This is a genomic window from Pseudomonas sp. yb_9, assembly GCF_043103635.1.
GTDB lineage: Bacteria > Pseudomonadota > Gammaproteobacteria > Pseudomonadales > Pseudomonadaceae > Aquipseudomonas > Aquipseudomonas monteilii.
Genome location: NZ_JBICKA010000095.1, coordinates 66,925 through 80,937, shown reverse-complemented (window position 1 = coordinate 80,937; position 14,013 = coordinate 66,925). Strand labels below are relative to the sequence as shown.

The following is a 14,013-nucleotide window of genomic DNA, read 5'->3' as shown; positions in this document are numbered from 1 at the left end:
TGCCCGCGAAGAGGCCCTGACGTCAGGCCGAAGCAGCAGCCCCTGCACGCACCTCAGCCTTCACAAGCAACCGCTTCATCCGCCACTCAAAGCCAAACGTCAGCGCCACCGCCGCACACGCCAGCCCCAGCGCCAAGCCCCACCAGATTCCCACCGCACCACCGCCCAAGGTAAAGGTGAACAGCCACGCACTCGGCGCCCCCACCAGCCAGTAGCACACCAGCCCAATCAGGAAGGTGGTCTTGGCATCCTTCAGCCCGCGGATCGAGCCCATGGCAATCGTCTGCATGCCATCGAACAGCTCGAACCACGCCGCCACCATCAGCAACTGCACGGCCACCTGGAAGATCGCAGCAAAAGCCGGGTCGTTACGGTCGATAAACAGCCCCACCAGCGCCTCGGGCAGCAGCAGGAACAGCGCGGCGAAGGCAAACATGATCATGGCCCCGAAGCCAATGCCCACGCGCCCGGCGCTGCGCGCCGCCAGCAGGTTGCCAGCGCCGTAATACAAGCCCACCCGCATGGTCACTGCATACGACAGCCCCGTCGGCACCATGAACGCCGTGGACACGATCTGCAGGGCGATCTGGTGCGCGGCCAGCTCGGTACTGCCCAGCACGCCCATGCACAGCGCGGCGAAGGCGAACAGGCCCACTTCCACCATGTAGGTACCGCCAATTGGCAGCCCCAGCCGCCACAGCTCGCGCAGTGCTGGCAGCGACGGGCGCGACAGGCCCTTGCGCAGTGGGTAGGCGGCATAGGCCGAGTGCCAGCGGATATACAGCGCCAGCGCGATAGCCATGCCCATCGACACCACTGCGGTGACCAGGCCGATGCCCATCAGGCCCAGCTTGGGCAGGCCGAACATGCCCTCGATCAGCGCCACGTTGAACAGGTAGTTCAGCACCGTGCCGATCAGGCTGATGACCATCACCGGGGTCGAGCGCCCCAGCGCACTGGTGAAACCGCGCAACGCCATGAACGTCAGGTAGCCGGGCAGGGCCAGTGGCAGCAGCGTGAGGAATTCGGCCGCCGAGGCCACGTTCTCGGGCTTTTGCCCGAACAGTAGCAGCACCGGCTCCAGGTTCCACAGCACCAGCGCGGCGAACAGCGCCAGGCCCCAGGCCAGCCACAGGCCGCTCTGCGCCAGCCGGGTCGCACCTTCGATATCGTTGGCGCCCTTGCGAATCGCCACCAGGGTGCCGACTGCGGCGATCACACCCAGGCAGAAGATCGACACGAACGAGTAGCTGGCTGCACCCAGACCGCCACCGGCCAGGGCCTGCGGGCTGATGCGGGCCATCATCAGGGTGTCGGTCAGCACCATGAGCATGTGCGCCAACTGCGAGGCAATCAGCGGCCCGGCCAGGCGCAGCAAAGCCTTGAGTTCTGTGGTGGGCGCGACGTGCATGAGGGCTGTCCTTCTTCCTGAGGTGATGAACGAAGGGCGATTCTGAGGCTTTGGTCAACTTTGCACAAAAGGATAAAAGCGATCATTGGCATGAGTCTGACTCATGTATATATGCTTCTTGGTGATCCGCTCCACAGCCCCGTATGGCAGGTGCCTCATGTCTCGTCAGCTTCCTCCGTTGTATGCCCTTCGCGCATTTGAAGCCGCCGCACGGCTAAGTTCCTTCACCCGTGCCGGTGAGGAACTGTCGATCACTCAGAGCGCGGTCAGCCGGCATATCCGCACGCTGGAGGATCACTTCGCCTGCCGCCTGTTCGTGCGCAGTGGCCGCAACCTGCAACTGACCGAGGCCGCACGGGTATTGCTGCCAGGCGTTCGCGAAGGCTTCGCGGCGCTGGAGCGGGCCTGCGATACCTTGCGCGGTGAAGACGACATCCTGCGCATGAAGGCCCCCTCGACCCTGACCATGCGCTGGTTGCTGGCGTGTTTGAGCCGTTTCCGTCACCTGCAGCCAGGCAATGAAGTACAGCTGACCAGTGCCTGGATGGACGTTGACCATGTGGACTTCAACCAGGAGCCGTTCGATTGCGCGGTGTTGCTCAGCGACGGAGTGTTCCCGCCGGACTGGGAAGTGCGCAAGCTGTTCCCGGAGTTGCTGATACCGGTGGGGGAGCCAGATCTGCTGGAAAAAGGACCTTGGGACGAGCACCAGCTGGCCTCTATCGAGCTGCTGCACCCCACGGTGGACAAGCGCGACTGGCGGGAGTGGCTGGAGCGCATGGGGTTGAGCGACAAGGTTTCGCTCAAGGGCGGGCAGGTGTTTGACACCCTGGAACTGGGCATGATCGCCGCTGCGCGTGGCTACGGGATTTCCATGGGCGATTTGCTGATGGTGGCCGAAGATGTGGCGCAGGGGCGGTTGAGCCTGCCCTGGCCGACAGCAGTGCCCAGCGGGATGGACTACTACTTGGTATGGCCACGTACCCGGCCGGGTGGCGAGCGGTTGCGGCGGTTGAGTGATTTTCTGGCAGACGAGGTGGCGGCGATGGATTTGCCGGATGTGGAAATCCTGCCGTCCCTCTGATCACATGTACCGGCCTCTTCGCGGGTTTACACGCGAAGAGGCCGCAATGCCTTACATAGAGCCCAGGTTCAGTGCCTGAGCACAGGCCTGCAACGACCGGCGTTCACTTTGCGCATACAGCGCCAGCTCATCCTGCACCTGCAACCCCAACGCCGCCTCAAAGGCATCGCGGTTGGCATTGCTGCCATATTCGGCCTGCGCATCGTCGCCCAGGTTGGACTGGAAGATGCCCGCCGCGCTCACCGGCAGGAAGTCCTCGTACACCAGCGCCTCGAAGTGCACATGGCCTGCGTCGATCAGCCCTTGCAGGGTGGTCGGGCGGCCTTCCTGGTCACGCGCAGCCAGGCCTTTCTCGGTCGCGAAGTAGCGGAAGTATGCCAGGCCCTGTTCACGCATCTGCGCCAGGTCGTCCGGGAACTCGGCAAAGGTGTCTTTCAGTAGCGCCATGTAGCGCTCGGCATTGGCCTCGGCCGGTGCGCCACCCAGGGCCGCGCGGGTGGCATCGAGCAGCTTGTCGTACAGCTGGCGACCCTTCGGCGTCAGCGCCGCGCCGCGTTGTTCGATCTCGCCGAAACGGGCGGTGTGGCTGCCTTCGCTGCCCTGCTGGTCGCTGAATGCGACCTTTTCCTGCAAGGCCTTGAAGCTGGTCTGGCGCAGCAGGATCGGGTGACGACGGGTAGGCGGGCCTTCGACCACGGCCTTCGGCGGGATGCCTTTGGCCGGCATGCCGACCTGGATCGCATCGATGTCCAGGGTCCGTGGGGTCAGGTGGTTGATGTGCGGGCCCTTGAAGGCCACCACATCGGCGATCAGGCGGTGCTGGTCGTGCAACTGCTGGTACTGCTCGGCGGTGACGGTGGCGTCATGGTGCCAGCGGAAGGTGTGCAACGCTTCCTGCACGAACGCACCGGCATCTGCGGCGTTCAGCCCGCCATCGCGCTCGCTCTGGGCGATCAGTTCGAGGGCGCGGCTGGTGAAGATCTGGCGCTTGGCCAGGATGCCCTGTGCCAGCTCGCGCAGTTGCGGGTTGTCGATCAGCTCCAGGCGCAGCAGCGAAGTGAACACACGGAACGGGCTGACATGCAGCGACTGTTCATGCACGGCGCGGAAGGCGGTGGAGTGCACCGGCACGCCAGCAGAGCTCAGGTCGTAGTAGCCGACCGGCTCCATACCCATGACGGCAAACAGGCGGGCGATGGTGGCCAGCTCTTCGGCGGTGCCAACGCGGATGGCGCCATGGCGTTCCTGGTCCAGTCGCTCGATTTCCCCGGTCCAGCGCAGGGCCTCGGCAACCTTGGGCTGCTGGGCCATGACCTGCTGGTTGATTTCGCTCACCAGCTCCAGCAGCGTGCCGTACAGGGGCACTTCCTGTTTGTACATGAGCGACATGGCGGCAGAGAACTGCGCGCGAATGCTGTCTGGGCTGACGAAATCGTGGGCGGGCATCGCTAGCTTCCTGGTTGGGTTCGGACGCTTACATGAAAGCTGGGAATGCACTTGGCTCACAAGCGAAAAAAAGTGAGTGTGTCATTCCTTTTTTGATCGACCTTGAGAGGCCTTTCGCGGGTTCGCCCGCGAAGAGGCCCTCAAGCCTGAAGCTGCTCGTGAATCCACTCCACCAATGCCCTTACCTTGGGCACCTCCGCCGCATGCTCGGCATACGCCAGATAATGCGCTCCGGAACTGCGCATCGCATGGTTCCAAGGCACCACCAGACTCCCCTCGGCCAGCTCCTTCGCTGCCAGGTAACGTGGCACCAGCGCCACCCCGCACCCGGCCTGCGCCGCGCTCAAGGCCATATAGAACGTATCGAAGCGTGGCCCGTGGTAAGCGCTGACGCTTTGCAGGTCCTGCTCCAGGAACCACTCATGCCACGCCTCCGGCCGCGACGTGCTCTGCAACAGCACCAGGTCGGCCAGCTCTGCGGCATCGCCCAGCGTGCGCCCGGCCAGTAGCTCCGGCGCGCACACTGGCACCACCTCTTCGCGGAACAGCTCCACGCAGGTGGCACCCGGCCAAGTACCCTGGCCATAGAAAAACACCACGTCCGCCGAGCCCTGCAACAGGGCAAACGGCTCCATCTCGTTGCGGATATCGAGGTGAATATTGCTGTGCCGCTTACCAAAACCCTTCAGGTGCGGGATCAGCCAGCGCACGCCAAAACTCGGTTGAGTGGCTACCTTCAATATCTCGGTCTGCTCGCCGTAGGTGAGTACGTAGCGGCTGGACATGTCCACCTGGGTGAGGATCTTGTTGACCTCGGCCAGGTACAGGCTGCCGGCCGGCGTCAGTTGCAGGCGCCGGCGAATGCGCAGGAACAGGTGGTGGCGCAGCATGTCTTCAAGCTGCGCCACCTGCTTGCTGACCGCACTCTGGGTCAGGTGCAGCTCTTCGGCGGCACGGGTAAAGCTCAAATGGCGGGCTGCAGCTTCAAAGCACTGCAGGGCGGTCATGGAGGGCACAAGGCGTTTGGACATAGCGGTCTCTGCGGCTCAAATCATTACCTGACGGAATGATATGCGGAATAAAGGTCGTTTGTTGTACCTATGTGATCGGATTAATACTGATCCACATCATTTTTCCACCCCATCACCCGATGTAGGAGAAGCACAAATGGTTGCTGGATTGCTCGAGCGCCTTGGCGTTGCCGCCGAGGCTTACACCCAGGGCGACTACCCTGTTCACACGCCGATCGACGGCAGCCAGATCGCCTCGGTGAAACTGCTCGGCAAGGCCGAGACCATCGCCCGCATCGACCAGGCCCAAAGCGCCTTCGAAGCCTGGCGCACCGTGCCGGCCCCGCGCCGTGGCGAACTGGTGCGCCTGTTCGGCGAAGTGCTGCGTGAGCACAAGGCTGACCTGGGCGAGCTGGTATCGATCGAAGCCGGCAAGATCACCCAGGAAGGCCTGGGCGAAGTACAGGAAATGATCGACATCTGCGACTTCGCCGTTGGCCTGTCGCGTCAGCTGTACGGCCTGACCATCGCCTCCGAGCGCCCAGGCCACCACATGCGTGAAACCTGGCACCCGCTGGGCGTGGTCGGCGTGATCAGCGCCTTCAACTTCCCGGTTGCCGTCTGGGCCTGGAACACCGCCCTGGCCCTGGTGGCCGGTAACTCGGTGGTGTGGAAGCCTTCTGAGAAAACCCCGCTCACCGCCCTGGCTTGCCAGGCTCTGTTCGAAAAAGCCCTGAAAGCCTTCGGCGATGCCCCGGCTGGCCTGGCCCAACTGGTTATCGGCGGCCGTGAAGCCGGCGAAGCCATGGTCGACGACCCGCGCGTGCCGCTGGTCAGCGCCACCGGCAGCACCCGCATGGGTCGTGAAGTGGGCCCACGTGTTGCTGCCCGTTTCGGCCGCAGCATCCTCGAACTGGGTGGCAACAACGCCATGATCCTGGCCCCGAGTGCCGACCTGGACCTGGCCGTGCGCGGCATCCTGTTCTCGGCTGTGGGTACTGCTGGCCAGCGTTGCACCACCCTGCGCCGCCTGATCGTGCACCGCTCGATCAAGGACGAAGTGGTTGCCCGCGTCAAAGCCGCCTACGGCAAAGTGCGCATCGGCGACCCACGCAAGGACAACCTGGTGGGCCCGCTGATCGACAAACTGTCGTTCGATGCCATGCAAGGCGCGCTGGCCAAGGCCCGCGACGAAGGCGGCCAGGTGTTTGGCGGCGAGCGTCAGCTGGCCGACCAGTACCCGAATGCCTACTACGTGTCGCCTGCCATTGCCGAAATGCCGGCGCAGAGCGACGTGGTGCGCCACGAAACCTTCGCCCCGATCCTGTACGTGCTGGCCTATGACGACTTCGAAGAGGCCCTGCGCCTGAACAACGAAGTGCCACAAGGCCTGTCGTCGTGCATCTTCACCACCGACATTCGTGAGGCCGAGCGCTTCCAGAGTGCCTCGGGCAGCGACTGCGGCATCGCCAACGTCAACATCGGCACCAGCGGCGCCGAGATCGGCGGTGCGTTTGGTGGCGAGAAGGAAACCGGCGGTGGTCGTGAGTCGGGTTCGGATGCCTGGAAAGGCTACATGCGTCGTCAGACCAACACCGTGAACTACTCGCGCGAGCTGCCGCTGGCGCAGGGTATTGTGTTCGACTGATGGGTTGATGCTGCATGGCCGGGGGCTCAGCCCCCGGTTCGCGGGCAAGCCCGCTCCCACAGGTCCCCACAGAGTTCGAAACCTGTGTACCTCCTGTGGGAGCGGGCTTGCCCGCGAATGGGCCCTAACGCGGCCCCAAACAAGAACAAATTGCTGGAGCCGGGCCATGTCCGAACTGCGTCAAGAATGCTTGTGGGAATTCGTCAGCAAACCGACCGTAGCCGCCCAGGCCCTGGCCGGTGAGCACAAGGCCGATGTTTGCGTGATCGGTGGCGGCATTACCGGCCTGTCTGCAGCCATCCACCTGCTCGAACAGGGCAAGTCGGTGATCCTGCTGGAGGCCTGGAAGGTCGGCCACGGCGGCTCCGGGCGCAACGTGGGCTTGGTCAACGCCGGTACCTGGATCCGCCCTGACGACGTCGAGGCCACCCTCGGCCAGAAGCAGGGCAGCCGCCTGAACACAGTGCTCGGCGAAGCCCCGGCTGAAGTGTTCGCCATGATCGAGCGCCTGGGCATCGACTGCCAGGCCCAGCACAAAGGCACGCTGCACATGGCGCACAACGCCTCCGGCATCGCCGACCTTGAGGCCCGCCACGAACAATGGCGCCGCCGCGGTGCCGACGTGGAGCTGCTGACCGGCGCCCAGTGCCAGGAATACTGCGGTACCAACAAGATTTCCGCCGCGCTGCTCGACCGCCGCGCCGGCACCATCAACCCCATGGGCTACACCCAGGGCCTGGCGGCTGCCGTGGCGCGTCTGGGCGGCAAGCTGTTCCAGCAGTCTTCGGTCGAAGGCCTGGAGCGTGACGGCGATGCCTGGCGGGTGAAGACCGCACGTGGCTCGGTGCGCGCCGACAAGGTGGTGATTTCCACCGGTGCCTACACCGAAGGCGACTGGAGCAACCTTCAGAAGCAGTTTTTCCGTGGGTACTACTACCAGGTGGCGTCCAAGCCGTTGCAGGGCGCAGCAGCCGACAAGGTGCTGCCGCATGGTCAAGGCTCGTGGGACACCCGCACTGTGCTCAGCAGCATCCGCCGCGACGACCAGGGCCGTCTGCTGCTCGGCAGCCTGGGCCGGGTCGACAACAAGCCGTCGTGGTTCGTCCGCAGTTGGGCAGACCGGATCCAGAGCCACTACTACCCGGAGCTGGGCAAGGTCGAGTGGGAAATGCACTGGACGGGCTGCATCGATTTCACCCCCGATCACCTGATGCGCCTGTTTGAGCCGGCGCCGGGGCTGGTGGCGGTGACCGGGTACAACGGGCGTGGTAACACCACCGGCACCGTGATTGGCCGGGCGTTTGCCGAGTTCCTGCTGAAGGGGGAGGCGGATAGCCTGCCGATTCCGTTCTCGCCGATGAGCGGCGTGAGCGCGCCATCGCTGCGCACGGCGTTCTACGAGTCCGGCTTCTCGCTGTACCACGCGGGGCAATGCTTGAGAGTTGTGTTGTAGGTAATGGCCTCTTCGCGGGTGAACCCGCTCCTACAAGGGCTTTCACCGCCCGAGAGGGCAATGGTGGACATGTAGGAGCGGGTTTACCCGCGAAAGGGTCAGCACAGGCTTACTTGTGCAACCAGCTAAGGAAGCCGCCCTTCTTGATCAGCGCGGGCTTCTGCAGCAACAACGACTCCCGGCTCTGGCGCCGGAACCGCTGCAACTTGCTCAGCGCCGTCTGCACCTCGCCACGCTGCTGCAAACAGCTCTTCACCTGCTCCTTGTCGATCCGGTACAGCACGCAGCTGGTCAGCGTGCGGAACTCGGCCAGCGAATCCTCTTCATCGATGATTCCCTCGATCCCCAGCACCTCACCCGGCCCCATGCGCCCTGCTTCGACCAACTTGTCGCCATCGCGCACCGATGCCGAGATGACCCCGCTGCCAATCACCAACAGGTGATCGGAATGCTCGCCAACGCCCAGGATCACCTGATCCGCCAGGTACTCCACTGCCGTCATGCGCTGGCTCAGCGCATCACGCTCTTCATCGCTTAACGAGCGGAACACCCGCACCTCGTCCAGTACCTCGCGCTGACGGCTGCGCGGCGGCAGGGCCAGGTCCACGTTCCACATCACGCCGCTGGCCTCCAGGTGGCGGTGCGCAAGGTCGAACAGCTGGTTGCGTGCGTCGCCCTTGGCGCCTGCATCGGCCACGAAACCGCTGGCCTCGTACTCCACGGATTCCAGTGTCGAGGCCTTCACCGTCACTTTCGGCTTTGGGGTCTCAAGAATGGCACTGACGCCCTGCAGGGCCTTTTCCAGTGCATCGAACACCCGCTTGGGCCGCACCTTGGCCGGCACCACCACGCTGATCGATACCCCATGCACATCGGCCGGGCGGCTGTGGTTGAGCAGCCGGGCCTTGGCCGCCACCGAGTTGGGGATCACCGCCAGGCTGCCGGTGCCGGTCAGCAGGCGCGTGGCGCGCCAGTCGATGTCCAGCACCTTGCCTTCGGTGCCGTCGATAGAGATCGAGTCGCCAATCTGATAGGGCCGCGTGGTGTTCAGCACGATGCCGCTGAACACGTCGGCCAAGGTGCTCTGCAGCGCCAGGCCGATGACGATGGCCATCACCCCGGAAGTTGCCAGCAGGCCTTTCACCGGCAGCTGCATCACATAGCCGGCGGCAGCCACCACGGCGGCCAGGAAGATCAATGCCCCCAGCACATCCTGCAACAACCGCCCGCCATGGCTGCCACGGGCGACCAGCAGCAGGCCGAACACCACCGTGACCGTGCGTGCGCCAAACAGCCACCAGCCAATGGCCAATACCGTGGCCATGAGGTTGCGCGAGACATCGTCGGGCCAGGGTGGTGGTTGCAGCGGGCTCAAGCCGGCGGCTACCAGCACCGAGCTGAACAGCAGGAAGATCACCAGGCGCGTGCCGATGCGCCAGGCGCGGCGCTGGGTAGGGATGAGTTGCCAGAGCACGAGGTCGAGCAGGAGCAGGGCAGTACCGAGCAACAACGGGGACGACTGGATGAACGCCAGCATGGAAGTCTCGGGGGTGAGGGAGGGCTGTGGGTAGTAATAGAGCAGGTTTGCCGGGCAAGCAATGAAAGCCTGTACCGGCCTCTTCGCGGGCTTGGCCGCTCCCACAGGTACTGCGCTGGTTTTGAATCTGGTGCGATCCCTGTGGGAGCGGGCGAGCCCGCGAAGAGGCCAGCAAATCCAACACCAATCTATCGTTCTTAAAACAGAACGCTAAAGCCAAAAACCGCTATCTACCGCTCCAAAGGTGATGGTTTTAATCTTCTCCCATCAACGCGAAACACCCCACTTACTGAACATCAAAACCCTTAGGAGCTACCCCATGAACAACTTCAAATACAACCGCCTGAACAAAGACGACGCCGCTGTCCTGCTGGTCGATCACCAGGCTGGCCTGCTGTCCCTGGTCCGCGACATCGAGCCGGACGCATTCAAGAACAACGTGCTGGCCCTGGCCGACCTGGCCAAGTTCTTCAACCTGCCGACCATTCTCACCACCAGCTTCGAACAAGGCCCCAACGGCCCGCTGGTTCCCGAGCTGAAAGCCCTGTTCCCGGACGCCCCGTACATCGCCCGCCCAGGCCAGATCAACGCCTGGGACAACGAAGACTTCGTCAAGGCCGTGAAGGCCACCGGCAAGAAGCAACTGATCATCGCCGGCGTGGTGACTGAAGTGTGCGTAGCCTTCCCGGCCCTGTCGGCCCTGGAAGAAGAGTTTGACGTGTTCGTGGTTACCGATGCCTCCGGCACCTTCAACGCCATGACCCGCGACGCCGCCCACGACCGCATGAGCCAGGCCGGCGCCCAGCTGATGACCTGGTTCGGCGTGGCCTGTGAGCTGCACCGCGACTGGCGCAACGACATCGAAGGCCTGGCCGCGCTGTGCTCCAACCACATCCCGGACTACCGCAACCTGATGACCAGCTACAACGCCTTCAACGCTGGCAAGTAAGCCAAACCGCCCCGGGCACCGGCAGTCGGTGCCCGCCAAGGGCAGCACACCCATCCAATCCTCCGCCCGTTCACCGTTGCACAGTGGATGCGGGCAAGCTCATCCCAAGGAACGCCGATGAACACCGCAACCCAAGACAACCGCGACGTGGTGACCGTATGCCTGCAACACCAGGTGATCGACACCGCTTCGAGCACCCCGGTTTCACAACCGCCTCGCTGGAAGCAGGCGCTGCTGACCTACCTGGTGATCTGCCCGATGACCATGGTCATTCCGCAACTGCTGGCGCCGCTGTTCGCACGCTTCCCGCAGCTGGGCGGCCCGATCACCGGCAACCTCATCGTCAACCTGTTCGTCATCCTGCCCGTGGTGTTCTACATCATGCCTTGGGTTACCCGCCGCTGCGCCAACTGGCTGCGCGGCTGAGCCACGCCTTCACCTCGACACCTTCAAGGAGATACCGACATGAGCACATTTGTTACCCACGATGGCACTTCGATCTATTTCAAGGACTGGGGCAGCGGCAAGCCCGTGCTGTTCAGCCACGGCTGGCCGCTGGATGCCGACATGTGGGATTCGCAGATGGAGTTCCTGGCCAGCCGCGGCTACCGCACCATCGCCTTCGACCGCCGGGGCTTCGGCCGTTCGAGCCAGCCGTGGAACGGTTACGACTACGACACCTTTGCCGACGACATTGCCCAGCTGATCGAACACCTCGACCTGCGTGATGTGACCCTGGTGGGCTTCTCGATGGGTGGCGGCGATGTCAGCCGCTACATCGCCCGCCACGGCAGCGAGCGGGTGGCCGGGCTGGTGTTGCTGGGGGCTGTGACGCCGGTATTCGGCAAGCGCGACGACAACCCTGAGGGTGTCGACCTGTCAGTGTTCGAGGGTATCTGTGCCGGCCTGCGTGCCGACCGCGCGCAGTTCATCGCCGACTTTGCCACGCCGTTCTATGGCCTGAACCATGGGCAGCAGGTGTCCCAGGGCGTGCAAACGCAAACCCTGAACATCGCGCTGATGGCCTCGATCAAGGGCACCCTGGATTGCGTGACGGCGTTCTCCGAAACCGACTTCCGCCCGGACATGGCCAAGGTCGATGTGCCGACGCTGGTGATTCATGGCGACGACGACCAGATCGTGCCGTTCGAAACCACCGGCAAGCAGGCGGCAGAGCTGATTCGCGGGGCTGAGCTGAAGGTGTATGCCGGTGCGCCACACGGGTTTGCGGTGACCCATGCGCAGCAGCTGAATGAGGATTTGCTGGCGTTTCTCCAGCGGTAATTGCGGGAGGCATTCGGGGGTTTACCCGCGAAGAGGCCAGCCCTGGCAGCACAAATGTTGATCAGGGCTAACCTTCTACAGCTCACCGCACATCCATCCAAGCCCTGACCCAGCGTCAACCGGCATGCTCCGCAGTTGCGCCTGCTGCTGCCGAACCCAGAGACGGAGAACACCATGTCCCAGGACCGCAACGACAAGACCCGTCGCCAGTTCCTCGCCACCAGCACCGTGCTCGGTGCCGCCGGCGCGCTCTGGTCCGCATTGCCCTTCACCGGCCAAGCCGGTTCCGCTCACGCATCCACCCAAGGAGGTTCCATGACCGCCGACCTGATTCTGTTCAACGGCAAACTGCACACCGTTGACCGCGAAAAGCCTACTGCGACCGCCGTTGCCATCAAGGATGGCCGCTTCATCGCCGTGGGTAACGACGCCGAGGCCATGGCCCACAAGGGCGCCACCACGCAAATCGTCGACCTCAAGCAGCGCACGGTCATCCCCGGCCTGAACGACTCGCACCTGCACCTGATCCGCGGTGGCCTGAACTACAACCTGGAGCTGCGCTGGGAAGGCGTGCCGTCGGTGGCTGATGCCCTGCGCATGCTCAAGGACCAGGCTGCGCGCACGCCAACCCCGCAGTGGGTACGTGTGGTGGGAGGCTGGAACGAGTTCCAGTTCGCCGAAAAACGCATGCCCACCCTGGAAGAAATCAACCAGGCTGCACCCGATACCCCGGTGTTCCTGCTGCACCTCTACGACCGCGCCTTGCTCAACCGCGCAGCGCTGAAGGCCGTCGGCTACGACAAGAGCACCCCGAACCCGCCGGGTGGCGAGATCCAGCGTGACAAGTTCGGCAACCCGACCGGCATGCTCATCGCCCGCCCCAACGCGATGATCCTCTACGCCACCCTGGCCAAAGGGCCGAAGCTGCCGCTGGAATACCAGGTCAACTCCACCCGCCAGTTCATGCGTGAACTCAACCGCCTGGGCCTGACCAGCGCCATCGACGCTGGCGGCGGCTACCAGAACTTCCCCGACGACTACTCGGTGATCCAGGAGCTGGCCGACAATAACCAGCTGACCGTGCGCATCGCCTACAACCTGTTCACCCAGAAGCCCAAGGAAGAGCTGGACGACTTCAAGAAGTGGACCTCCAGCGTCAAGCTGCACAGCGGCACCGATTTCCTGCGCCATAACGGCGCCGGCGAAATGCTGGTGTTCTCCGCCGCCGACTTCGAGGACTTCCTCGAACCGCGCCCGGACCTGCCGCAAACCATGGAAGAAGAACTGGAACCGGTGGTGCGCCACCTGGTCGAGCAGCGCTGGCCGTTCCGCCTGCACGCCACCTACAACGAATCCATCACGCGCATGCTCGACGTGTTCGAGAAGGTCAACCGCGACATCCCGTTCAACGGCCTGCCGTGGTTCTTCGACCACGCCGAAACCATCACCCCCCAGAACATCGAGCGCGTGCGTGCCCTGGGCGGTGGTATCGCCATTCAGGACCGCATGGCCTTCCAGGGGGAATACTTCGTCGACCGTTACGGCGCCAAGGCGGCAGAACAGACCCCGCCGATCAAGCGCATGCTCGACATGGGCGTGCCGGTCGGTGCCGGTACCGATGCCACCCGCGTGTCCAGCTACAACCCATGGACTTCGCTGTACTGGCTGGTCAGCGGCAAGACCGTTGGCGGCATGGAGCTTTACCCGGAAGGCCTGAGCCGCGATACCGCGCTGCAACTGTTCACCCAGGGCAGTGCCTGGTTCTCCAGCGAGCAGGGCAAGAAAGGCCAGATCAAGGTGGGGCAGCTGGCTGACCTGGCGGCGTTGTCGCTGGACTTCTTCAGCGTTGATGAAGAGGCGATCAAGGGCATCGAGTCGGTACTGACCATTGTCGATGGCAAGGTGGTGTACGGCGCTGCCGAATTCGACAAGCTGGGCCCGCCACAGGTGCCGGTACTGCCGGAATGGTCGCCGGTGGCCAAGGTGCCAGGGCACTGGCGCGTGGGTACGCCATCGCTGGCGGCAGCCGTGCATCAGTGTTCGGGGCCGTGCGGGGTACATGCGCACAGTCATGACAAAGCGCGTAAATCGAGTGTGCCGGTCAATGACTTCCAGGGCTTCTGGGGGGCGCTGGGCTGTTCCTGCTTTGCTTTCTAAGCTGAGCTGATGTGAAGAAGGGGCCAGTTTCTGG

General features: G+C 63.8%; 11 protein-coding genes. 7 read left to right on the top strand and 4 right to left on the bottom strand.

All coding sequences use genetic code 11. The features are described 5' to 3' along the window. Positions 1 to 22 precede the first annotated feature (22 nt). Positions 23 to 1,411, bottom strand: a complete 1,389-nt coding sequence (locus tag ACF8MI_RS23730) for a NorM family multidrug efflux MATE transporter (protein ID WP_060498190.1) — start codon at positions 1,409 to 1,411, stop codon at positions 23 to 25. A gap of 157 nt (positions 1,412 to 1,568) precedes the next feature. Here ACF8MI_RS23730 and ACF8MI_RS23725 point away from each other — a divergent pair, with 157 nt between their 5' ends. Next, positions 1,569 to 2,495 (top strand): LysR substrate-binding domain-containing protein, encoded by a 927-nt coding sequence (locus ACF8MI_RS23725; protein ID WP_060498189.1) that lies wholly within the window; start codon positions 1,569 to 1,571, stop codon positions 2,493 to 2,495. 51 nt (positions 2,496 to 2,546) lie between these two features. Here ACF8MI_RS23725 and ACF8MI_RS23720 read toward each other — a convergent pair whose 3' ends face one another. Both ACF8MI_RS23720 and ACF8MI_RS23715 read right to left on the bottom strand, forming a co-directional pair. After that, positions 2,547 to 3,941, bottom strand: coding sequence for a VOC family protein (locus ACF8MI_RS23720; RefSeq protein ID WP_060498188.1), 1,395 nt, complete (start codon positions 3,939 to 3,941; stop codon positions 2,547 to 2,549). A gap of 140 nt (positions 3,942 to 4,081) precedes the next feature. Continuing rightward, a complete protein-coding gene (locus ACF8MI_RS23715; protein ID WP_156866872.1) occupies positions 4,082 to 4,972 on the bottom strand; it encodes a LysR family transcriptional regulator in 891 nt (296 codons plus the stop codon). 136 nt (positions 4,973 to 5,108) lie between these two features. On the opposite strand from ACF8MI_RS23715, the gene ACF8MI_RS23710 reads away from it, so the two are divergent. Then, positions 5,109 to 6,599 (top strand): aldehyde dehydrogenase family protein, encoded by a 1,491-nt coding sequence (locus ACF8MI_RS23710; RefSeq protein WP_016712672.1) that lies wholly within the window; start codon positions 5,109 to 5,111, stop codon positions 6,597 to 6,599. 166 nt (positions 6,600 to 6,765) lie between these two features. Then, on the top strand, positions 6,766 to 8,052 hold the full coding sequence (locus tag ACF8MI_RS23705; protein WP_060498186.1) for an FAD-binding oxidoreductase: 1,287 nt from the start codon (positions 6,766 to 6,768) through the stop codon (positions 8,050 to 8,052). 109 nt (positions 8,053 to 8,161) lie between these two features. Here ACF8MI_RS23705 and ACF8MI_RS23700 read toward each other — a convergent pair whose 3' ends face one another. Next, positions 8,162 to 9,589 (bottom strand): mechanosensitive ion channel family protein, encoded by a 1,428-nt coding sequence (locus tag ACF8MI_RS23700; RefSeq protein WP_060498185.1) that lies wholly within the window; start codon positions 9,587 to 9,589, stop codon positions 8,162 to 8,164. Positions 9,590 to 9,908: 319 nt separating this feature from the next. Between ACF8MI_RS23700 and ycaC the strand changes: the two genes are divergently transcribed. The 4 genes from ycaC to ACF8MI_RS23680 all read left to right on the top strand — a co-directional run bounded on the left by ycaC (position 9,909) and on the right by ACF8MI_RS23680 (position 13,979). Then, positions 9,909 to 10,538 carry an isochorismate family cysteine hydrolase YcaC gene (gene ycaC, locus ACF8MI_RS23695; protein WP_060498184.1) on the top strand — a complete coding sequence of 210 codons (630 nt, stop codon included), beginning with the start codon at positions 9,909 to 9,911 and terminating at the stop codon, positions 10,536 to 10,538. A gap of 117 nt (positions 10,539 to 10,655) precedes the next feature. Further along, complete coding sequence (locus tag ACF8MI_RS23690; RefSeq protein ID WP_060498183.1) at positions 10,656 to 10,964, top strand: hypothetical protein; 309 nt, start codon at positions 10,656 to 10,658, stop codon at positions 10,962 to 10,964. A 39-nt stretch (positions 10,965 to 11,003) separates the two neighbouring features. Next, a complete protein-coding gene (locus ACF8MI_RS23685) occupies positions 11,004 to 11,822 on the top strand; it encodes an alpha/beta fold hydrolase (RefSeq protein ID WP_060498182.1) in 819 nt (272 codons plus the stop codon). 315 nt (positions 11,823 to 12,137) lie between these two features. Next, positions 12,138 to 13,979 carry an amidohydrolase gene (locus ACF8MI_RS23680; protein ID WP_177337091.1) on the top strand — a complete coding sequence of 614 codons (1,842 nt, stop codon included), beginning with the start codon at positions 12,138 to 12,140 and terminating at the stop codon, positions 13,977 to 13,979. Positions 13,980 to 14,013 lie beyond the last annotated feature (34 nt).

Coding starts and splice junctions, on each gene's coding strand:
- ACF8MI_RS23730 (WP_060498190.1), bottom strand. CDS start 1,411: ATGCACGTCGCGCCCACCACAGAACTCAAGGCTTTGCTGCGCCTGGCC.
- ACF8MI_RS23725 (WP_060498189.1), top strand. CDS start 1,569: ATGTCTCGTCAGCTTCCTCCGTTGTATGCCCTTCGCGCATTTGAAGCC.
- ACF8MI_RS23720 (WP_060498188.1), bottom strand. CDS start 3,941: ATGCCCGCCCACGATTTCGTCAGCCCAGACAGCATTCGCGCGCAGTTC.
- ACF8MI_RS23715 (WP_156866872.1), bottom strand. CDS start 4,972: ATGTCCAAACGCCTTGTGCCCTCCATGACCGCCCTGCAGTGCTTTGAA.
- ACF8MI_RS23710 (WP_016712672.1), top strand. CDS start 5,109: ATGGTTGCTGGATTGCTCGAGCGCCTTGGCGTTGCCGCCGAGGCTTAC.
- ACF8MI_RS23705 (WP_060498186.1), top strand. CDS start 6,766: ATGTCCGAACTGCGTCAAGAATGCTTGTGGGAATTCGTCAGCAAACCG.
- ACF8MI_RS23700 (WP_060498185.1), bottom strand. CDS start 9,589: ATGCTGGCGTTCATCCAGTCGTCCCCGTTGTTGCTCGGTACTGCCCTG.
- ycaC (WP_060498184.1), top strand. CDS start 9,909: ATGAACAACTTCAAATACAACCGCCTGAACAAAGACGACGCCGCTGTC.
- ACF8MI_RS23690 (WP_060498183.1), top strand. CDS start 10,656: ATGAACACCGCAACCCAAGACAACCGCGACGTGGTGACCGTATGCCTG.
- ACF8MI_RS23685 (WP_060498182.1), top strand. CDS start 11,004: ATGAGCACATTTGTTACCCACGATGGCACTTCGATCTATTTCAAGGAC.
- ACF8MI_RS23680 (WP_177337091.1), top strand. CDS start 12,138: ATGACCGCCGACCTGATTCTGTTCAACGGCAAACTGCACACCGTTGAC.